At 68.7% G+C, this 19,170-nt stretch carries 17 protein-coding genes; 13 read left to right on the top strand and 4 right to left on the bottom strand.

Features of this window, described 5'->3' with window-relative positions; translation table 11 throughout:
* The first annotated feature begins 3 nt into the window (after window positions 1-3).
* From ID810_RS09945 to ID810_RS09910, 8 genes are all read left to right on the top strand, one after another.
* Entirely contained in the window at window positions 4-897 is an 894-nt protein-coding gene (locus ID810_RS09945; RefSeq protein ID WP_166857958.1) for a carbohydrate ABC transporter permease, read from the top strand.
* A 117-nt stretch (window positions 898-1,014) separates the two neighbouring features.
* Window positions 1,015-2,358 carry an ABC transporter substrate-binding protein gene (locus ID810_RS09940; protein WP_166857956.1) on the top strand — a complete coding sequence of 448 codons (1,344 nt, stop codon included), beginning with the start codon at window positions 1,015-1,017 and terminating at the stop codon, window positions 2,356-2,358.
* Between the two features lie 267 nt (window positions 2,359-2,625).
* Window positions 2,626-3,942, top strand: a complete 1,317-nt coding sequence (locus ID810_RS09935) for an ABC transporter substrate-binding protein (protein ID WP_235931646.1) — start codon at window positions 2,626-2,628, stop codon at window positions 3,940-3,942.
* Between the two features lie 123 nt (window positions 3,943-4,065).
* On the top strand, window positions 4,066-5,022 hold the full coding sequence (locus ID810_RS09930; RefSeq protein WP_166857954.1) for a carbohydrate ABC transporter permease: 957 nt from the start codon (window positions 4,066-4,068) through the stop codon (window positions 5,020-5,022).
* Window positions 5,015-5,827 carry a carbohydrate ABC transporter permease gene (locus ID810_RS09925; protein ID WP_166857952.1) on the top strand — a complete coding sequence of 271 codons (813 nt, stop codon included), beginning with the start codon at window positions 5,015-5,017 and terminating at the stop codon, window positions 5,825-5,827. Before ID810_RS09930 ends, ID810_RS09925 begins: the two co-directional genes overlap by 8 nt.
* Window positions 5,824-8,877, top strand: a complete 3,054-nt coding sequence (gene lacZ, locus ID810_RS09920; RefSeq protein WP_243856691.1) for a beta-galactosidase, LacZ type — start codon at window positions 5,824-5,826, stop codon at window positions 8,875-8,877. The genes ID810_RS09925 and lacZ overlap by 4 nt, the downstream gene beginning before the upstream one ends.
* Window positions 8,878-9,218: 341 nt before the next feature.
* Window positions 9,219-9,635 carry a DUF6941 family protein gene (locus ID810_RS09915; RefSeq protein WP_166857950.1) on the top strand — a complete coding sequence of 139 codons (417 nt, stop codon included), beginning with the start codon at window positions 9,219-9,221 and terminating at the stop codon, window positions 9,633-9,635.
* Window positions 9,636-9,721: 86 nt separating this feature from the next.
* Window positions 9,722-10,069, top strand: a complete 348-nt coding sequence (locus ID810_RS09910) for a DUF2283 domain-containing protein (protein WP_166857948.1) — start codon at window positions 9,722-9,724, stop codon at window positions 10,067-10,069.
* A gap of 86 nt (window positions 10,070-10,155) precedes the next feature.
* On the opposite strand, the gene ID810_RS09905 is transcribed toward ID810_RS09910, so the two are convergent.
* The gene (locus tag ID810_RS09905) at window positions 10,156-10,821 is read right to left on the bottom strand and encodes a potassium channel family protein (protein WP_166857946.1); all 666 of its coding nucleotides are present in this window, start codon (window positions 10,819-10,821) and stop codon (window positions 10,156-10,158) included.
* 84 nt (window positions 10,822-10,905) lie between these two features.
* Entirely contained in the window at window positions 10,906-12,486 is a 1,581-nt protein-coding gene (locus tag ID810_RS09900; protein WP_166857944.1) for a TrkH family potassium uptake protein, read from the bottom strand.
* A 272-nt stretch (window positions 12,487-12,758) separates the two neighbouring features.
* On the opposite strand from ID810_RS09900, the gene ID810_RS09895 reads away from it, so the two are divergent.
* From ID810_RS09895 to ID810_RS09875, 5 genes are all read left to right on the top strand, one after another.
* Complete coding sequence (locus ID810_RS09895; RefSeq protein ID WP_166857942.1) at window positions 12,759-13,001, top strand: helix-turn-helix domain-containing protein; 243 nt, start codon at window positions 12,759-12,761, stop codon at window positions 12,999-13,001.
* A gap of 145 nt (window positions 13,002-13,146) precedes the next feature.
* Window positions 13,147-13,245: a 30S ribosomal protein bS22 gene (locus tag ID810_RS09890; RefSeq protein WP_005504750.1), complete on the top strand. Its 99-nt coding sequence runs from the start codon at window positions 13,147-13,149 to the stop codon at window positions 13,243-13,245.
* A gap of 99 nt (window positions 13,246-13,344) precedes the next feature.
* The gene (locus ID810_RS09885; RefSeq protein ID WP_166857940.1) at window positions 13,345-14,616 is read left to right on the top strand and encodes a UDP-N-acetylmuramate dehydrogenase; all 1,272 of its coding nucleotides are present in this window, start codon (window positions 13,345-13,347) and stop codon (window positions 14,614-14,616) included.
* A 187-nt stretch (window positions 14,617-14,803) separates the two neighbouring features.
* Window positions 14,804-16,216, top strand: coding sequence for a hexose-6-phosphate:phosphate antiporter (gene uhpT / locus ID810_RS09880; RefSeq protein ID WP_235931644.1), 1,413 nt, complete (start codon window positions 14,804-14,806; stop codon window positions 16,214-16,216).
* The gene (locus tag ID810_RS09875; protein ID WP_166857938.1) at window positions 16,213-17,022 is read left to right on the top strand and encodes an inositol monophosphatase family protein; all 810 of its coding nucleotides are present in this window, start codon (window positions 16,213-16,215) and stop codon (window positions 17,020-17,022) included. The genes uhpT and ID810_RS09875 overlap by 4 nt, the downstream gene beginning before the upstream one ends.
* 25 nt (window positions 17,023-17,047) lie before the next feature.
* Here ID810_RS09875 and ID810_RS09870 read toward each other — a convergent pair whose 3' ends face one another.
* Together ID810_RS09870 and ID810_RS09865 are read right to left on the bottom strand one after the other, a co-directional pair.
* Window positions 17,048-18,061, bottom strand: coding sequence for a LacI family DNA-binding transcriptional regulator (locus ID810_RS09870; RefSeq protein ID WP_166857936.1), 1,014 nt, complete (start codon window positions 18,059-18,061; stop codon window positions 17,048-17,050).
* On the bottom strand, window positions 18,058-19,122 hold the full coding sequence (locus tag ID810_RS09865; RefSeq protein ID WP_167202918.1) for an adenosine deaminase: 1,065 nt from the start codon (window positions 19,120-19,122) through the stop codon (window positions 18,058-18,060). Before ID810_RS09865 ends, ID810_RS09870 begins: the two co-directional genes overlap by 4 nt.
* Window positions 19,123-19,170: the final 48 nt, after the last annotated feature.

Below are 19,170 nucleotides of genomic sequence, written 5' to 3'. Positions count from 1 at the left end.
GCGATGAGGAACAAGAACGCGGCCGCCGTCGCGCACCGCGGCTACAACGTCGAGAACCCCCGTAAGTCCTGGACCCTCACCATCGTCATGGGGCTCGCGCTCATCTACACCTACCTGCCGCTCCTGTGGCTCCTTATCTCCTCGACCAAGACCCAGGCGGACCTGTTCTCCACCTTCGGGCTCTGGTTCGGGCGCGACTTCGCCCTGTGGGACAACGTGCGCGACACCGTGACCTACAACGACAGCCAGTTCGTCCGCTGGTTCCTCAACACCCTCATGTACGTCGTCCTCGGCGCGGGCGGGTCGGTGGTGCTCAGTGTGCTGGCCGGCTACGGCCTGGCCAAGTTCGATTTTCCCGGCAAGAAGGCGGTCTTCGCCGTCGTCATCGGCGCCGTCGCCGTCCCGGGGACCGCGCTGGCCGTCCCGACCTTCCTCATGTTCGCCCAGCTGGGTCTGACCAACACCCCCTGGTCCGTCATCATCCCCTCGCTCATCTCCCCCTTCGGCCTCTACCTCATGTGGCAGTTCACCCGGGACGCCGTGCCCACCGAGCTGTTGGAGGCGGCGCGCATCGACGGGGCGAGCGAGGCGCGCACCTTCGTTCAGGTCTCGCTGCCGCTCCTGGCTCCCGGGATCGTCACCGTCACCCTGTTCGCCATCGTCGCGACGTGGAACAACTACTTCCTGCCGCTCATCATGCTCAAGGACTCGGCGTGGTACCCGCTGACGATCGGCCTCAACGCCTGGAACGCCCAGGCCGCTACCGCCGGGGGACAGGCGATCTTCAACCTCGTCATCACCGCCTCCCTGCTCACCATCATCCCGCTCATCGCAGCCTTCCTCGCCCTCCAGCGCTTCTGGCAGGCCGGACTCGCCTCCGGCGGCGTCAAGGAGTGACGCCACCCCTGGTCCGTCACCGCCTGGAGCCCTCCCCGGACGCCACAGGGTCGCCCATGCGGCCCCTCACCCCACCCCCCATCGCACCCACAGTGCGCTCTTCCGAAAGGAACGATCATGAAGATCGACCGTCGAATGTTCCTCCGCGCCACCTCGGCCGTCGCCGTGGCGGGCGTGGCCTCCGCCGCCCTTGCCGCCTGCGGCTCATCAGGATCCGGCACCACCAAGGCCGACCCCTCAGCCGCCGCTGCCGCCGCCGAGGAGGGCGGCGAGCTCCTCGTGTGGGCGTGGGACAACACCATCCCCGCCTGCGCCGAGGCGTTCATGAAGAAGTACCCCAACGTCAAGGTCGAGGTCGTCAACGTCGGCACCTCCCAGGACCAGTACACCTCCCTCCAGAACGCGATCTCCGCGGGCAAGGGCGGTCCCGACGTCGCCCAGGTGGAGTACTACGCCCTGCCCCAGTTCTCCATCTCCGAGGCCCTGGCCGACCTGAGTGCCTTCGGTGCAGGCGACCTCAACAGCACCTTCACGGAGGGCCCGTGGGGGTCGGTGACCGACGGCGACGCCGTCTACGGCCTGCCGCTCGACTCCGGCCCGATGGCGATGTTCTACAACGAGGAGGTCTTCACGAGCCTGGGCATCGCGATCCCCACGACCTGGGACGAGTACCTCGAGGCCGCCCGCGCCATCCACGCTGCCGACCCGACGACGTACATCGCGAACGACACCGGTGACGCGGGCTCCACCCTCTCGGGCTTGTGGCAGGCGGGCGCCACCCCCTACACGGTGGACGGCACCAAGGTCACCATCGACTTCAGCGGCGCGAAGGTCGACAGGTACGCCGACTTCCTGACGACGATGATCAAGGAGGGACTCGTCGCGCCGATCAGCGGCTGGACCGACGAGTGGTTCCAGGCGCTGGGCGACGGGACGATCGCCACGCTGGTCACCGGTGCCTGGATGCCGGGCAACTTCATCTCCTCCGTCCCGGACGCCGCAGGCAAGTGGCGCGTCGCCCCGCAGCCGCGTTGGGACGCCAACACACCCGCCTGCGCGGAGAACGGCGGCTCCTCGCTCGCCGCGATGGCCGCGACCGACAAGCAGGCCCTGGCCTACCAGTTCATCCGGTTCTGCTGTGCGGAGGACGGCATCCGGATCCGTATCGACGGCGGGGCCTTCCCCTCCACGGTCGCGGAGCTCGACTCCGCCGACTTCCTCAACAAGGAGTTCGACTACTTCGGCGGACAGAAGGCCAACGAGGTCCTCTCCCAGGCCGCCAAGGATGTGCTGCCCGGCTGGAGCTACCTGCCGTTCCAGATCTACGCGAACTCCGTGTTCAACGACAACGTGGGCGTCGCCTACACCTCCAAGGGACAGACCTCTGTCGCCGAGGGGCTCGCCGCCTGGCAGAAGGCGTGCATCACCTACGGCAACCAGCAGGGCTTCACGGTCTCCTGACCGGCCCTTGCCCGGCCCCTCATCTCGTGCCGCACGGCGGCGCGCGCGGCGGGCCGGTGCTCCTCGCGCTGGGAGCACCGGCCCGCCGGGGATGCCGGACTGGCGTCGTCTGGGACGCCAGAACCCCCGGCGCGAATGATGGCCTGTGCCACACTTAGGGCGCCGCGGTGCTCATCTTCGCCGCGTCGCTGCCCCTCAACATCGAGGCGGCCAGGGCGTGGCCCCGTTCCCAATTGCACGCACCCCGATCTCAAAGAGGAGAGTTCCATGTCCCGTCTTCTTACCCGTCGCTCCGCCCTCATCGGCAGCCTCGCCCTCGCCGGCGCCGCCAGCCTGGCCGCCTGTGGCTCCGGCTCCGGCGGCTCCGGCTCCGGGGGCTCCGGCTCCGGGGACGGCAACACCCTCAAGGTCTGGTGCTGGGACCCGGCCTTCAACATCTACGCGATGAAGGAGGCGGAGAAGGTCTACAAGAAGGACCACCCGGACTTCACGCTCGAGATCATCGAGACCGTCTGGGACGACGTCCAGCAGAAGCTCACGACCCTCGCCCAGTCCCAGGACTTCGACCAGCTGCCCGACATCTTCCTCATGCAGAACATGGCGGGCCAGAAGAACATCGTCAACTACCCCGACATCTTCGGTGACTTCACCGACTCCGGCATCGACTTCTCCCAGTTCCCCGAGTCAGTCACCAACTACTTCAACTACGACGGCGTCCAGTACGGTCTGCCCTTCGACTCCGGCACCGCCATCGGCGCCTGGCGCACCGACTTCCTCGAGCAGGCCGGCTACACCATCGCCGACCTCACCGACGTCCCCTGGTCCCGCTTCATCGAGATCGGCAAGGACGTCAAGAGCAAGATCGGCAAACCGATGCTCTCCGGCCAGGCCGGCGCCTCCGACCTCATCATGATGATGATCCAGTCCGCCGGCTCCTCCCTGTTCAACGACGACGGTACGGTCCACATCTCCGACAACGACGTCCTGCACAAGGCCGTCGGGATCTACAAGCAGCTCGTCGACGAGGGCATCCTCATCGAGGTCAACTCCTGGGACGAGTACATCGGCTCCTTCACGGGCGAGCAGGTGGTCGGCACCATCCAGGGCGTGTGGATCTCCGGCTCGATCCAGACCGCCACCGAGCAGTCCGGCAAGTGGGCCGTCACCAACGTCCCCTCCGTCGACGGTGTGCCCGGAGCCACGAACTACACCGCCAATGGCGGCTCCTCGTGGGTCATCTCCTCCAACGCCAACGCCGAGCTCGCCGCAGACTTCCTCAAGTCGACCTTCGCGGGATCCACCGAGTTCTATGACACGATCCTGCCGTCCTCGGGCGCCGTGGCGAACTGGATCCCCGCGGGCAAGTCCGACGTCTATAACGAGCCCGTCGAGTTCTACGGCGGCCAGGCCGTCTACGCCGACGTCGTCGCCTTCGGTGCCAAGGTGCCCTCGGTCAACACCGGCGTCTACTACTACGAGGGCCGTGACGCGGTCTCCGCCGCGATCACCCAGGTCGTGGGGGGTGCGGACCTGGCCACCGCGCTCAAGGACGCTTCGGACACCACCGAGTTCGCCATGGGCTGACCCTCACGCGCCCGGGTGTGGTCAGGGGGCAACCGTCGCCCCCTGACCACACCCGGGCGCACCCGAGGCGCACCCCACCGCGCCCAGTACCACGAAGCACGAACTGGATTGTCAGGAGTGTCCATGGCGACAGCAGCTGTGAGCCCCGCCGCCGGGCTCAAGACGAAGGGCCGGCCCTCCGTGCCCAAGACGCGGCCCACGCCGTCGGAAAGACGCCGTAACCTCACCGGCTGGGTCTTCATCATTCCCGCCGCCGGGCTCATCACCATCATGAGCTTCTGGCCCATGCTCCAGGCCCTTCTGCTGTCCATGCAGACCGGCCGGGGCACGCGGCTGCACTACGCACAGCCCCTGTGGCTGAACTACGAGCGACTGCTCAACGACGACATCTTCATCATGACGTTGAAGACGACGTTCGTGTACCTCATCATCCAGGTGCCGCTCATGCTCGGCACCGCCCTGGTGCTCTCCGTCCTCCTCAACAACCCCAACCTCAAGTTCAAGGGCCTGTTCCGCACCGCCATCTTCCTGCCCTGCGCGGTGTCACTGGTGTCCTACTCGCTGGTGTTCCGCACGCTGTTCGCCAACGACGGCTTCGTCAACGACATGCTCATGGGACTGCACCTCATCGACAGCCCCGTCAACTGGCTCGGCAACACGATAACCGCGCGCTTGGTCATCATCCTGGGCCTGCTGTGGCGCTGGACCGGCTACAACATGGTGTTCTACCTCGCCGGCCTGCAGAACATCGACCCTGCCACCATCGAGGCCGCCCGCATCGACGGAGCCAACGCCTGGCAGACCTTCTGGCACGTGACCGTCCCCCAGCTCAAGCCGATGATCGTGCTGACGGCCATCATGTCCACCAACGGCACCCTCCAGCTCTTCGACGAGTCCTGGAACCTCACGCGCGGCGGCCCCGCCTACACCTCGATGACGATGTCGCACTACCTCTACGAGCTCTCCTTCCTCAAGAGCCCGAATTTCGGCTACGCCTCGGCCCTGTCCTACGTCATCCTCCTACTCGTCGCGGTCCTCGCGCTCATCCAGATGAAGGTTGGTGACAAGCGCGATGCGTAAGTCCACACTCCGCCAGGTCCCCTCCTACCTGTTCCTCACCATCGCGGCGCTCGTCTCGATCTTCCCGCTGTACTTCATGGTGGTCTCCGCGACCAACACCTCTAACCAGGTCCTGTCCTCCAAGATGACGCCGGGCAGCAACCTGCTGGCCAACTTCAACCGGCTCCTGGAGGTATCCAACCTCTACCCGGCCTTGGGCTACTCGGCCGCCATCGCCCTGCTGACGACCGCGCTCGCCCTGCTCGTGTGCTCCGTCGCCGGCTACGGCTTCGAGGTCTACCACTCGCGTGGCAAGGACACCGTCATGGGCATCCTCCTTCTTGCGATGATGATCCCCTTCGCCGCCACGATGATCCCGCTGTTCCAGCTCTTCGGGAAGGTCGGGCTCGTCAACTCCCTGTGGGCCGTCATCCTGCCGACGATCTCCACGCCCTTCCTCATCCTGCTGTTCCGGCAGGCGTCACGCTCCTTCCCCCACGAGATCATCGAGGCCGCCCGCCTTGACGGACTGAGCGAGATCGCCATTTTCGCGCGCATGTACGTGCCCACGATGCGGTCCACCTACGCGGCGGCCGCCGTCGTCACCTTCATGAATGCATGGAACAACTTCATGTGGCCCAAGATCATCCTCATCGACGTCAAGTTCCAGACGATGCCGATCCTCGTGTCGAACCTCGCGGGAGGCTACGTCACGGACTATGGCGTCCTCATGCTCGCCGTTCTCATCGCGTCGCTGCCCGCGATGGTGGTCTTCCTTGCCCTGCAGCGCTCCTTCGCCAACGGAATCATGGGATCAGTCAAGTGAACATCGACCTCAGCCACCTTGCCGACCCGACCTTCTTCGCCGACAACCGCCTCCCCGCGCACTCGGACCACCTGTGGTACGCCAGCGCGGCCGAGGCTGCCGCCGCTCGCTCCTCCTACCAGGTCTGCCTCGACGGCGTGTGGAAGCTCCACTACGCGAGGAACCCCTCGCTCGCCGTCGACGGGTTTGAGGACCCGTCCTACGACGTGAGCCAGTGGGACGACATCGCCGTCCCCGCCCACCTCCAGCTCCACGGCTACGACAAGCCCCAGTACGCCAACGTGCAGTACCCCTGGGACGGTCACGAGGACATCGACCCCGGGCAGGTGCCCACCGACTACAACCCCACCGCCTCCTACGTGCGCACCTTCACCCTGCCCCAGGCCCTGCCCGCGGGTGAGCGGCTCGTCCTGCGCCTGGAGGGGGCTGAGTCCGCCGTCGTCGTGTGGGTCAACGGCGCCTACGTCGGTTACGCCGAGGGATCCTTCACCCCCAGCGAGTTCGACCTCACCGCGCACGTGCACGCCGGCGCCAACCGCCTGGCCCTGCGCGTGTACAAGTGGTGCTCCGGCTCCTGGATGGAGGACCAGGACTTCTTCCGCTTCTCCGGCCTGTTCCGCTCGGTCTACCTGCGCCGCCTGCCCGCCACGCACCTGGCCGACTTGCGTGTGGGGGTGAGCCTGAGCGAAGACCTGCGCACCGCTGAGGTCACCCTGCGCACCCGGCTGGAGGGCCCCGGATCGGTGCGCGCCGTCCTCGACGGCGTCGGCGAGCTCGTCGCCGGTGACGACGGCGTCGCCCGCCTCACCGTCGCCGACCCGCACCTGTGGAGCGGGGAGGACCCCTACCTTTACGACCTGGACATCGAGGTGTGTGACGCCGATGGCGCCGTCACCGAGGTCGTCCCCCAGCGCGTGGGCATCCGTCGCTTCGGCATTGAGGACGGCGTGCTCAAGATCAACGGTCAGCGCATCGTCTTCATGGGTGTCAACCGGCATGAGTTCGGTGAGCAGGGGCGCGTGATGACCCGTGAGCGCACCGAGCTCGACCTCATCGCCTTGCGCCGCGCCAACGTCAACGCCATCCGCACCAGCCACTACCCGAACAACAGTTTCCTCTACGAGCTGGCCGACGAGTACGGCTTCTACGTCATCGACGAGGCCAACCTCGAGTCGCACGGCAGCTGGGACGGTGTCACCCGCCAGGGCCAGGACCCCGAGGCGGTCATCCCCGGCAACCACCCCCAGTGGCACGACGCCGTCGTCGACCGCGTCACCGACATGTACGAGCGCGACAAGAACCACCCCTCGATCGTCATGTGGTCGTGCGGCAACGAGTCCTACGGCGGCGACAACATCGCCGACATGGCCGCGCTGCTGCACGCCAAGGACTCGCGCCCCGTCCACTACGAGGGCATCACGTGGGACCCGCGCCGTCCCGACACCTCCGACGTCGTCTCCCAGATGTACACCCCGGCCGCCGAGATCGAGGCCCAGCTCGCCACGCGGCGGGACAAGCCCTTCATCCTGTGCGAGTACGCGCACACGATGGGCAACTCCTTCGGCGGCGCGGACCTGTACATGGACCTGGCCGAGCGCGAGCCGCTCTTCCAGGGCGGGTTCATCTGGGACTTCGCCGACCAGGCGATCCGCCTCACCGCCCCCGACGGCAGCGCCTACTGGGGCTACGGCGGCGACAGCGGCGAGTCCCCGCACGACGGCGACTTCTGCGGCAACGGCATCTTCTACGCCGACCACAGCGAGTCCCCCAAGATCCAGGAGGTGCGCCACCTCTTCCAGGGCCTGCGTACCGAGGTTGCGCGTGAGAGTTTCACCGTGACCAACCGCTTCCTGTTCACCCACTCGTCCGCCTACGACTGCGTCGTCACCCTCGAGCGTGAGGGAGTCCCCGTGGCCTCCGCCGACGTCGAGACCGACGTCGCCCCGGGTACCAGCGCCACCTACCCCCTGCCCCTGGCCCTGCCCGACGGCGCGGACGGCACCGCGGGGGAGTACGCGATCACCGTCTCCTTCCGCCTGCGCCAGGCCACCGCCTGGGCCGAGGCGGGCGAGGAGATCGCCTGGGACCAGGGCGTTGTCACCGTCGAGGCCCCGGCGGGGCTGCCGGGACCCTTCGCCATCGCCGGGAACCCCGGCGCGCGGCCCGTCCTCGTGCGCGGGCGCCACAACATCGGCGTGCACGGCGAGTCCTTCCAGGTCCTGTTCTCCGGACTCACCGGGGCGCTGACCTCCTACCGCTACGGCCGCACCCAGGACGGTGCCGGCGAGCTCCTGCGCGCCCCCGTCCTGCCCTGCTTCTGGCACGCGCCCACGGCCAACGAGCGCGGCTACGGCGGCCCCTACGAGGAGGGTGCCTGGCAGCTCGCCTCGCGCTACCCGCGCCTGGTTGAGGACCACGACTGGCCGGCTGCGGTGGAGGAGGACGGGGAGTCTGTCACCGTTGCCTTCACGTATGCGCTGGCCGGCCTGCCCGGCTCGACCTGCGAGATGCGCTACCGCGTGCTCGGTGATGGCACCGTCGAGGTCACCCAGACCCTCGACCCGACCGGTGAGGTCCCCTCACTGCCCGAGCTGTCCGCGATGATCCAGGTGCCGGGCACGATGGACCGCCTCACCTTCTACGGCGAGGGTCCCGAGGAGACCTACGTCGACCGTCGTGGTGGCGGGCGCCTGGGAGTGCACTCGAGCGAGGTCGTCGAGCAGATGGCCGGCTACCTCAACCCCCAGGAGTCCGGGTCGCACACGGGCGTGCGCTGGGCGCGGGTGACGGATCGGCGCGGGCGCGGGATCCTCGTGAGCGCCCCGGAGGGCGGGCAGATCGAGTTCAGCGCGCTGCCGTGGACGCCCTTCGAGGTTGAGGACGCCCCGCATGACTTCGAGCTGCCCCTGACGGACCGCACCGTCATCCGTCCGGCGCTTATGCGGCGCGGTGTCGCGGGCGACGACTCGTGGGGCGCGCGGCCCAAGAAGCAGCACCTGTTGCCGACCGGCCGGCTCGTGCACCGCTTCTCCTTCAAGGGCGTGCTTTAAGCGCGCCTGCCCCGGTAGTCCCGTGCGCCGGGTTCGGCTTGCACGCTCATGTGACTGGTGTGATCTGGCCGATTCGGGCTTTTCGTTGGTATTCCGCTGTTTGGGCTCTTTTGATGAAAACTGCTTCTGAGGCTCCCATGTGCGTGGGGGTTGCTCATGCACATGGGAGCCGAAGGACTCGAGAGCACCAAGACAGGAAACCGCGGAATCCTGCGGATTCCGACGGAGGCCTGACAGCCTGAGCGTGCAAGAGTGCGCAGCCCCTCCCGAGCCCCACCCCCACGCAAGGCGTACTGCCCATCGTTCCTCCGCGGACACGCTTTCCTCAGTAGTCTCGACGCATGCTTGAGCTCGACTACGCCTTCCTCGCGGACTATGCGTCGATCCAGGGTGGTCTACTGACAACGGTCGGCGCCTCCTTCACCCGAATGGAGGCACAGGCCTTACCGATTCATGCGTCGTTCGCCGTTGCGGGACGGATTCGGTGCGACGAGGCTGAACGGGAGTGGGTCAAGCTGACCATCCGCTTCATCTCACCGGGTGAGGATCCGACCGTGGTTGAGGCGAGCAACCAGATCGACGTCTCGACGACGACACACCTGCCTTACTCCGGGCACCGTCGCGGAATCGTCTTCGCTCTTCAGATGACTCTGCCTCTCATTGAGCTCGGGATCTACACCGTTGAGGTTGACATCGACGAGACGGAGGGCGTTGACCGTACGCTGAAGTTTGAGGTCATCCCGGCGCCGGTCACGTGACTGTCATCATCTGCTACATCCAATGATGCGTCGCCCGCGTATTATCAACGGTGACATCAGGCACCACTGGCACGAGGGGAGGCCCCATGTCCTCATCCAAGCCCCGCACGATCGTCGTCGACGCCGCCACCGACGTCTGCTACATCACTCTGTCCGAGCGGCCCGTCGCACGCACCGAGGAGTACTCCGACAGCATCCTGGTCGATCTCGACGAGTTCGGTGTCGCGGTCGGGATCGAGGTGCTTGACCTCGACGCCGAGTTTCCGCTGACCCACCTGTGCCGTGAGTTGCACATTCACAGTGACGACGAACCCTACCTCGCCAAGCTGTTGCCGACGTTGCGCCGCTCGCTTCGTTTCTCACTCTCCTCGACCTCAGACCCCACGATCCAGGCGCGCACAGGGCAGGCGACCATGTTCTCGGCGCGCGCTTGATGCTGAAGCGCGATGCCGCCCGTGAGGCGTACCTCCCGGTGAGGTCGCGAACGCGGGCGGGGCGTCGGCCCGACCCCGGCAGCCGGTCAGCCGCGGTTGGCGAAGCGCTCGAGGAGCGTGGCGTCGCCGCCGACGACGAGCACATCCTCGGGGGAGACGAGCGTCTCCGGCGAGGCGTACTCGAAGGGCTCACCGGGGCTCATGAGGCCGAAGACCGTCACGCCGTAGCGCGAGCGGATGCGCGCCTCGCCGATGGTGAAGCCGTGCAGCTCGGTCGGCGGGCGCATCTTGACGATGGTGAAGCCGCCCTTCTCCATCTCGATGTAGTCGAGCATGCGTCCCGAGACCAGGTGCGCCGCGCGCTGCCCGGCGTCGAACTCCGGGTAGACGACGTGGTGGGCGCCGATACGGCGCAGGATGCGCCCGTGCGCCCGGGAAATCGCCTTGGCCCAGATCTGCGGGGTCTGCAGGTCCACGAGGTTGCCCGCAATGAGCACGGAGGCCTCCAGGGAGGAGGCGACGCCCACCACCGCCGTGCCGAACTCCGTCGCCCCCAGCTGCTCGAGGGCCTCCATGTCGGTGGCATCCGCCTCAACCAGGGGGATGCGGCCCGTCCACTGGCGCACGAGCACCGGGTCCTTCTCGACGGCGAGGACCTCGCGGCCCAGGCGGTCGAGGGTCGCGGCGACGGCGGAGCCGAAACGGCCCAGGCCGATAACGAGGGTCGAGTCGGTGCGGTCGACGGCGGCCATAAGCGCTCCTGTGGCTGGGGTCGCAGGCCTGTGCGGCCCACGCGTGCTGCCGACAGGTTAGTCGCCCGTCGGCCCCGACGGTGATCAGCCGATGAGCGGGCTCTCGGCGGGCATGCGGATGACGCGGCGTCGTTCGCGCAGCGCCAGCGCCGAGGCCAGGGTCATCGTCCCCACTCGCCCGACGAACATGAGGACGATGATCGTGTACTTGCCCGAGTCCGGCAGCAGCGGGGTGATGCCGCTGGTCAGCCCCACGGTGGCGAAGGCGGAGATGGTCTCGAACAGGATCGTGTCCAGGGACAGGTTCGTGACGTGCAGCAGTAGGAGCGTCGCCACGCCCACGGCTGTGGCCCCGATGAAGACGACGGCGACGCTCAGGCGCACGGTGGACAGCGTGATGCGCCGCCCGAAGGCCTCGATGTCCTCGTCACCGCGCGCCTCCGCCATGATCGCCAGGACCAGGACCGCGAAGGTGGAAACCTTGATACCTCCGGCGGTGGAGGCCGATCCTCCACCGATGAACATGAGCACGTCCTGCAGGAACCAGGTGGTCTCGTGCATGGAGGTGATGGGGACCGTCGCCAGGCCGGAGGAGCGCGCGTTGACGCCGGACAGCAGTGCCGCGAGGACTCTGCCGTGGGGCGGCAGGCTGCCCAGCGAGCCCGGGTCGCTCCACTCGAAGATGCCGATGAGCAACGCGGAAACGAGCGCGAGCGCCGTGTAGGTGGTGAGTGTGAGCTTGGTGTGCAGGGTCCACTGGCGCGGACGGGTACGGTGCCGCATGACGTCGAGGATGACCGGGAAGCCGATGGCGCCGACGGCGGTGCCGAGAATGATCGGCATGCTCATCCACCAGTCGGTCGCGTAGGGCTCAAGCCCCTCGGGCATGACGACGAAACCGGCGTTGTTGAAGATCGACAGCGCCATGAACACCGCGTACCACAGGGCGTGGGGCACGTCCTGGCCGAGGGTGAGGAAGCGGGGCAGGAGGATGAGGGCCAGCACCAGCTCGACGCCGACCGCCGTGTAGAGCACGGCCCGCAGCAGGGAGGCGACATCCCCCAGCCGGGACTGGTTCTCGCTTGCCGCCAGCATGCGCTGGGTCAGTCCCACGTGCCGTGAGACGGCGAAGGACAGCAGGGAGGCGAGCGTCATGATGCCCAGGCCGCCCACGAAGGCACCGATGATGATGACGGCCTGGCCGAAGGGGGACCAGTCAGTGGCGGTGTCCACAGTGGTCAGGCCGGTGACACACACGGCGCTGGTCGCGGTGAACAGGGCGTCCACGAAGCGGATGGCGGGGTGCCCGTCGGGGGTGGCGATCGGCAGGTTCAGCAGTGTCGTGACGACGGCGATGATGCCCACGAAGACGGCGACGGCGAGGCGGGCCGGGGTGAAGCGGGCGGCGCGCTCGATGCGTGAGCGCAGGCCCGTGCGCTCGAGCAGGGCACGCAGGCGCGCGCCGCGACCGGTGACCTCCTCGGGGCCCGGGTGCACGGGGCGCGGGCTCGCGGAGGTGTGAGTGCGGCGCTCGGGGTGGGGCGAGCGCGCGCGGGAGGGTCTGGGCACGGGTGCCATTGTTCCCCGAACGGGCCGGTGGTGGGGAAACGGGCAGGCGGTGGGGTGTGGTCCCGGCGCGGGCATGGTCCGACGGCGGGTGCGCATGAGGTGTTCCGACGGCGGGTGTACCGGGCCGGTGGCCGGGCGCAGTTCCCGGCGCGGGAGCGCCCGGCGAACTCAGACGACGGGCGTGTCGGGTGGGACACCTGGGGCGTGGTGGGGCTCTGGGGCTGATGGGGTGCTCTTTCACCTGTGCGCCTGTTGGGACTGGGGGTTATAGTGGCATGGTCGGTCCGGGGGCAGCCCGGGACCGAGCGGGCTCCGGTCACCCAACCGCAGCCTTCACTGTCCGTAACTCCTTAGACGGGACCACACGCATGGCGTCGAGTCTGCGCACCCCCTCCGGCGCTTCGGGCGCACCCTCGTTCCTCACCGTGGCCGAGGTCGCTGACATGCTGCGCGTGTCGAAGATGACCGTGTACCGCATGGTCCACTCCGGTGACCTGCCCGCCATGCAGGTCGGTCGTTCCTTCCGAGTCCCCGAGCGCGCCGTCGAGCAGTACCTCGCCGCCGGTTTGGGTGACTGGGGCCACGGGGAGACGGAGTCGACGGGGTCCTGATACCCGTTAGAATCGCCCGGTCACCTGTGTGGGCGCGGCGTTCATCGCCATCCGACCACCACTGCTCGCCCGGCGCCCGCGTCGGTCCGTCGGCGCCCAAGCCGGCACCGCGAGCGCCCGGCACGCACGACTACGAGGAGTCCCCATGGGATCTGTCATCAAGAAGCGCCGCAAGCGCATGTCCAAGAAGAAGCACCGCAAGCTCCTTCGCAAGACGCGCCACCAGCGTCGCAACAAGAAGTGACGGGATGTGCCCGGAGCCGCGCGCTCCGGGCACACGCCTATCTCGCCACCCGGACGCCACCTATCCTGGCTCCGCAGCCCAGAACCGAGCGGAGCAGATATGAGCCACCACGACGTCCCCTTGCTGAGCGCACCCGAGCCCGGCCCAACTGAGGAGGCCTGCCTGCTGCCCCTGTCGGCCGAGCCCGCCACCTGGCCCGAGGCTGTCACCGCCCTCGCCCACCCGCTCAACGCTCCGACGCCGACGACGATGGCGGAGCTCACCACCCTGCGCGTGGGAGGTCCCATCGGTTCCTACGCCCAGACCACCACTGAGGACGAGCTCATCGAGGCCGTGCGCGAGGCCGACGACGCCGGCACCCCGCTGCTCGTCGTCGGCGGGGGCTCCAACATCCTTGCCTCCGACGCCGGCTTCGACGGCCTCGTGGTGCGCGACGCCCGCCAGGAGGTCACCCTGGTCTCCGACTCCTCCTGCGGGGGCGTCGAGGTCACCGCCACCGCGGGCACCGCCTGGGACGACCTCGTGCGCCAGGCCATCGCCTCGGACTGGGGCGGCTTCGCCCCCCTGTCCGGCATCCCCGGCACTGTCGGGGCCGTGCCCGTGCAGAACGTCGGCGCCTACGGCACCGAGGTCGCTGAGCTGCTGGGCTCCGTCAGCGCCTGGGACCGCCTGCGTCAACGACGTGTCCACCTGCCCCTCGCCGATCTCCACCTGGCCTACCGCGACTCCGACCTCAAGCGCTCACTCACCAACGCCTCCGTCGGCGGAGGACGCACGTGGGGGCCCACCGGCCGCTGGGTGGTGCTGTCCGCCACCTTCCACGTGCGCCAGGACTCCCTGTCCGCCCCCATCGCCTACGCCCAGCTCGCCGGCGCCCTGGGTGTCGAGCCCGGGCAGCGGGTGGACGCGCGGGCGGTGCGCGAGGCCGTCCTTGAGCTGCGCGCCTCCAAGGGCATGGTTCTCGACGACGCCGACCACGACACCTGGTCCGCCGGCTCCTTCTTCACCAACCCGATTCTCACCAGCGAGCAGGCGGCGGCCCTGCCCGAGGAGGCGCCCCGCTACCCGGTGACGGACCACTCGCGCAAGGTCGCCACCCGTCAGGCGCCCGTTGTCGAGGGGCTGGTCAAGACCTCCGCCGCCTGGCTCATCGACCACGCGGGCTTCTCCAAGGGTGACGCGCTCGCGGCCGACGGCGCGGTGGGCGGCGGGGCGTCGGCCTCGCTGTCCACCAAGCACGTGCTGGCCCTGACCAACAGGGGCTCGGCCACGGCCGCCGACCTCGCGGCCCTGCGCGACGAGGTCATCGCCGGGGTCGAGGCGGCCTTCGGCGTCACGCTCGTGCCCGAGCCCGTCGCGGTCGGCTTCTGAGGCCTCTCTCGAGCCTGTCGTCGCGACCAGAGGCCTGCCCCGCTGTGCGTGACCGCGGTCACGACGCACTCGCGCAATCGTTTGCGTTCAATGCAAACGATTGTGTACTGTGGTGCCTCGTCCCTGTCGTCGGTGCCCACGAGCCTCCGGCCTCGACGCATCGTTTTGAACCACAACGAGGTGGATCGTGACCACAATCAGTGCCCTGTTCGGGCTGCGCGCCAAGCAACTGGGGCAGATACCGCTTGAGATGCAGCGCAAGCGCTGGATCTGGGAGTTCCTCAAGACCTACGCGGTTCTCGTCATCGGCTACGGAGGCTTCTACCTCCTGCGCACCAACTTCAAGTCCGCCCAGCCCTTCCTCGTCGAACAGGTGGGGCTGACCACCACCCAGCTCGGTGCCATCGGTTTCGGATTCTCCCTGACCTACGGCTTCGGCGGCCTCATCCTCGGCTTCCTCATCGACGGGCGCAACACGAAGAAGATCGTCTCCGCCCTGCTCATCGGCTCCGGCGTCATCTCCGTGCTCATCGGCCTCACCCTCGCCCTCGTGCACAGCCCCTACGGCTGGATGATCCTGCTGTGGTCCCTCAACGGGCTCGTGCAGGCACCCGGCGGTCCCTGCTGCAACTCCACGATGAACCGGTGGACACCCAGACGGCTGCGCGGACGCTTCATCGGCTGGTGGAACGCCTCCCACAACCTTGGCGCCATCATCGCCGGAGCCCTGGCCCTGTGGGGTGCCAACACACTCTTCCACGGCTCCGTCGTCGGCATGTTCGTCGTCCCGGCCGCCGTTGCCATCCCCATCGGCGTGTGGGGGTACGTCTACGGCAAGGACGATCCCTGCGAGCTGGGCTGGAACACACCGGAGGAGATCTTCGGCGAGCCCCTGTCCAAGGCCGACGTCGTCACCGAGGACGTCCCCAAGGGCCGCATCCTCATGGACTATGTCGTGAAGAACCCCGCGGTGTGGTTCCTGTGCATCGCCAACGTTGCCGCCTACAGCGTGCGCATCGGCATCGACAACTGGAACGTCCTCTACACCCACGACGTGCTCAAGTTCTCCGACTATGTCGCGGTCAACTCCACCATCGGCCTCGAGGTGGGTGGCCTGGCGGGCTCCCTCCTGTGGGGCTACGCCTCGGACAAGATGGGTGGACGTCGCGCCCTGGCCGCCGCCATCGGCATCGGCCTGGTCATCATCCCCATCTGGATGTACTCCCAGGCCACCACGCCCGCACTCGTCTACGTCTCCCTGTTCCTCATCGGCTTCCTCATCTTCGGCCCGGTGACGCTCATCGGCATCTGCGTCATCGGCTTCGCGCCCAAGACCGCCACCGTCGTCGTCAACGCCGTGCCACGCGCCTTCGGCTACGTCTTCGGTGACTCGATGGCCAAGGTCCTGCTCGGACGCATCGCCGACCCGACCAAGGACGGCGTCCACGTGCTGGGCCACACCCTGCATGGCTGGGGATCGACCTTCACCGTCCTCATTGTCTCGGCCATCGTCGGTCTTGCCTGCCTCGTCGTCGTTGCCGTCCTGGAGGAACGCGTCATCCGCAGCGACCGCGCCTTCGCCCAGAAGGACGAGTCATGAGCCGCGCCGCCACCCCGGCCGTGGAGCCGACGACGCCGAGTCTGGAGGAGCTGCTCGCGCTCGCCGTCCGCGTCGTCGAGGAAGGCGCCGCCATTGCCCGCGACCCGGGTAAGGACCTGCAGGTAACGACCAAGAGCAACCGCAACGACCTCGTCACCGCCGTCGACCGTCGTGTCGAGGAGTGCATCGCGGAGCGCCTGCTGGCCGAGTCCGGCTACCCGCTGCTCGGTGAGGAGGGGCACGACGTCGAGACCTGGAACGGGCGGGTCTGGGTGCTCGACCCCATCGACGGCACGATGAACTACGTCGAGACGCACCGCGACTACGCGATATCCCTGGCCCTGTGCGAGGACGGGGTTCCCGTGCTCGGCGTCGTCATGGACGTCGTCCCCGCCCGGTGCTACACGGCGCTGCGTGCCGGCGGGGCGTGGTGCAACGGTGAACGGCTCGCCCCGGTGAAGGACGAGCGCGGCTTTACCGACGCCGTCATCATCACCGACCTCAAGGAGATGTGGGCACTGCCCAGGCTCGCACGCTGCCTGGAGCAGTCGCGCGGGCACCGCCGCTACGGCTCCGCCGCGCTGGAGTGCGTGGAGGTGGCCGCGGGCCGGGCCGGGGCCTTCGTGCACATGTGGGTCTCCCCGTGGGACATCGCCGCGGCGAGCCTCATCTGCACCGAGCTCGGAGTGGTCTTCACCCGCCTGGACGGCACCCCCCTGGACCTGAGGTGGAAGGGCTCGGTGCTTGTGGCACCCGGCAGGATCCACCGCGAGCTCCTGCACCGGCTCATGATCGACGCCGAGTAGCCCGCCGCGGTCCCACTGGCCCGCCTCAGCGCAGGGCCGGACCCGTCGAGGAACGGGTCACCAGGGCGGTGTCGACGACGAGGGACTGCGGGGCGCCGGCGGGCGGGGAAGAGGCGACCCTGGCCTCGGCCAGGTCCACCGCCAGCCTGGCGACCTCCTCGGGGCGGCGGTCGATGGACGTCAGGTCGAAGGCGGACGAGGCCGCGAGGCGGGAGTTGTCGACGCCGGCGACCGAGACGTCTGTGCCCGGCCGCAGGCCTGCGCGCAGCATGGCGATGATCGCCCCCTGGGCGCAGTGGTCGTTGTAGCAGACGAGCGCCGTGCGCCTGTCGGAGGACGCCGGGTGGAGCGGACCTCCCGCCTCCAGGAGGGGGGCGACGGCTAACAGCCCGGCATCGACGTCGGAGCCGCCCTCGACGACGTCGAAGGAGAGCCCCGCACTCGTCGCCGCGCGCACGAAGGCGGTGCGCCTGGCCGAGGCGGAGGCCCCCGGCGCAGAGTCGACATAGACCAGTCGACGGTGCCCCAGCCCCGTCAGATGGGCGATGAGCTGGTCCATGCCTCGCGTGTTGTCGCTCGTGACGAGGTCGGCGCCGACGACGGCGCGTTCCTGGCCGATGACCACGGCGTCGTCCCCCAGCGCGTCCAGCGCCCCCGCCGCCGTGGCCGGGTCGATGACGATGAGCGTCTGGCACCTGAGCCGGCGAAGATTGTGGATGGCGTCGACGGCGCTGCGGAACGGGCCGACGCTCTCGGTGACCATGCGCAGGTTGCGGGCCTCGGCCTGCGCCAGCAGGTGGTCGTGGTAGACGACGTGCAGCTCCTGGCTCAGGACGCACAGCAGGCCGATGACGCGCGGACGCGGGGTGCGCAGCAGGCTCCCGATCGGATCGGCCTGGTAGCCGAGCCTGCGTGAGACCTCGTGGATGTGGTGGCGGGTGCGCTCGCTGATCTGAGGGCTGTCGGCGAGCGCGCGCGAGACCGTGGACACCGAGTAGCCCGTCGCCTCGGCGATGTCCTTGAGCGTGGGACGGCTCATGGCGCGGCGCCCCCGCTCGTCGTCGGGTCGGGGCTCGTCGTCGGGTCGGGGGCCGCCAGCCAGGCGTCCACCTCGCTCAGCCACCGGGCCTTGGAGGAGGGCGAGGCCAGTGAGGCGCGGATCGACGCCCGCGCCAGCTCCGCCAGGGCGGCGTCATCCAGGCCAAGGGACCGGGCGATCTCGTACTGCGCCGTCAGACGCGAGCGGAACAGCAGGGGGTCGTCGGCGCCCAACGCGACCTGCGCGCCGTGCTCGAGCAGCGTGCCCAGCGGCACGTCCCCGGGCTCGTGGTACACCCCCAGGCTCACGTTCGACGCCGGGCACACCTCCAGGCTGATGCCGGCGGCGACGACGGCGTCGAGCAGGGCCGGGTCCTCACTCGTGCGCACCCCGTGCCCCAGGCGGGTCGGGCCCAGCGCGTTGACGACGTCGCGCACGTGCTCGGGCCCTAGGAGCTCACCGCCGTGCGGCAGGGAGGCCAGGCCGGCCTGGCGCGCGATGCGGAAGGCCGGTCCCCACGAGGCCGTGTGCCCCGCCCTCTCGTCGTTGGACAGTCCGAATCCGACGACGGTGCCCGGCTCGTCACCCGCGTAGCGCACCGCCAGCCGGGCGAGCGTGCGGGCGTCCAGCGGGTGGCGGACGCGCGAGGCGGCGACGATGACGGCAACCTCCACCCCGGAAAGGATGGTGGCCTGCTGGGCCGAGTCGAGGATGATCTCGAGCGCCGGGGTGATGCCACCGACGAAGGGCGCGTAGGAGGTCGGGTCCACCTGGATCTCCAGGCGCCGCGAGCCCTCGGCGGCGTCGTCGAGGGCGGCCTCGAGGACGATGCGGCGCATGACCTCCTCGGTGGTGACCAGGTGACGGGCCGTGTCGTAGGCGCGCTGGAAGCGGAACCAGCCGCGGTGGTCCGCCGGCACGCGCAGGGGGTCGCCGTCGATGAAGGACGAGGGCAGGCGCGTGCGTGAGGCCTGGGCGAGGTCGACCAGCGTGTCCAGGCGCATGGAGCCCGTGAAGTGCAGGTGCAGATGCGCCTTCGGCAGGGAGGCGAGGTCACGCATGCGGGGATTGTCCCACGCCGTCGCACCGTGCCGGGAGCGCGGGCATAG

This window comes from Actinomyces respiraculi (assembly GCF_014595995.2).
GTDB lineage: Bacteria > Actinomycetota > Actinomycetes > Actinomycetales > Actinomycetaceae > Actinomyces > Actinomyces respiraculi.
The sequence above is the reverse complement of the archived record's forward strand: the minus strand, read 5'-3'. Positions and strand labels throughout refer to the sequence as shown.

What these genes read in the sequence shown, in the direction of transcription:
- ID810_RS09945 (WP_166857958.1), top strand. Translation starts at nt 4, where the DNA reads ATGAGGAACAAGAACGCGGCCGCCGTCGCGCACCGCGGCTACAACGTC.
- ID810_RS09940 (WP_166857956.1), top strand. Translation starts at nt 1,015, where the DNA reads ATGAAGATCGACCGTCGAATGTTCCTCCGCGCCACCTCGGCCGTCGCC.
- ID810_RS09935 (WP_235931646.1), top strand. Translation starts at nt 2,626, where the DNA reads ATGTCCCGTCTTCTTACCCGTCGCTCCGCCCTCATCGGCAGCCTCGCC.
- ID810_RS09930 (WP_166857954.1), top strand. Translation starts at nt 4,066, where the DNA reads ATGGCGACAGCAGCTGTGAGCCCCGCCGCCGGGCTCAAGACGAAGGGC.
- ID810_RS09925 (WP_166857952.1), top strand. Translation starts at nt 5,015, where the DNA reads ATGCGTAAGTCCACACTCCGCCAGGTCCCCTCCTACCTGTTCCTCACC.
- ID810_RS09915 (WP_166857950.1), top strand. Translation starts at nt 9,219, where the DNA reads ATGCTTGAGCTCGACTACGCCTTCCTCGCGGACTATGCGTCGATCCAG.
- ID810_RS09910 (WP_166857948.1), top strand. Translation starts at nt 9,722, where the DNA reads ATGTCCTCATCCAAGCCCCGCACGATCGTCGTCGACGCCGCCACCGAC.
- ID810_RS09905 (WP_166857946.1), bottom strand. Translation starts at nt 10,821, where the DNA reads ATGGCCGCCGTCGACCGCACCGACTCGACCCTCGTTATCGGCCTGGGC.
- ID810_RS09900 (WP_166857944.1), bottom strand. Translation starts at nt 12,486, where the DNA reads ATGCGCACCCGCCGTCGGACCATGCCCGCGCCGGGACCACACCCCACC.
- ID810_RS09895 (WP_166857942.1), top strand. Translation starts at nt 12,759, where the DNA reads ATGGCGTCGAGTCTGCGCACCCCCTCCGGCGCTTCGGGCGCACCCTCG.
- ID810_RS09890 (WP_005504750.1), top strand. Translation starts at nt 13,147, where the DNA reads ATGGGATCTGTCATCAAGAAGCGCCGCAAGCGCATGTCCAAGAAGAAG.
- ID810_RS09885 (WP_166857940.1), top strand. Translation starts at nt 13,345, where the DNA reads ATGAGCCACCACGACGTCCCCTTGCTGAGCGCACCCGAGCCCGGCCCA.
- ID810_RS09875 (WP_166857938.1), top strand. Translation starts at nt 16,213, where the DNA reads ATGAGCCGCGCCGCCACCCCGGCCGTGGAGCCGACGACGCCGAGTCTG.
- ID810_RS09870 (WP_166857936.1), bottom strand. Translation starts at nt 18,061, where the DNA reads ATGAGCCGTCCCACGCTCAAGGACATCGCCGAGGCGACGGGCTACTCG.
- ID810_RS09865 (WP_167202918.1), bottom strand. Translation starts at nt 19,122, where the DNA reads ATGCGTGACCTCGCCTCCCTGCCGAAGGCGCATCTGCACCTGCACTTC.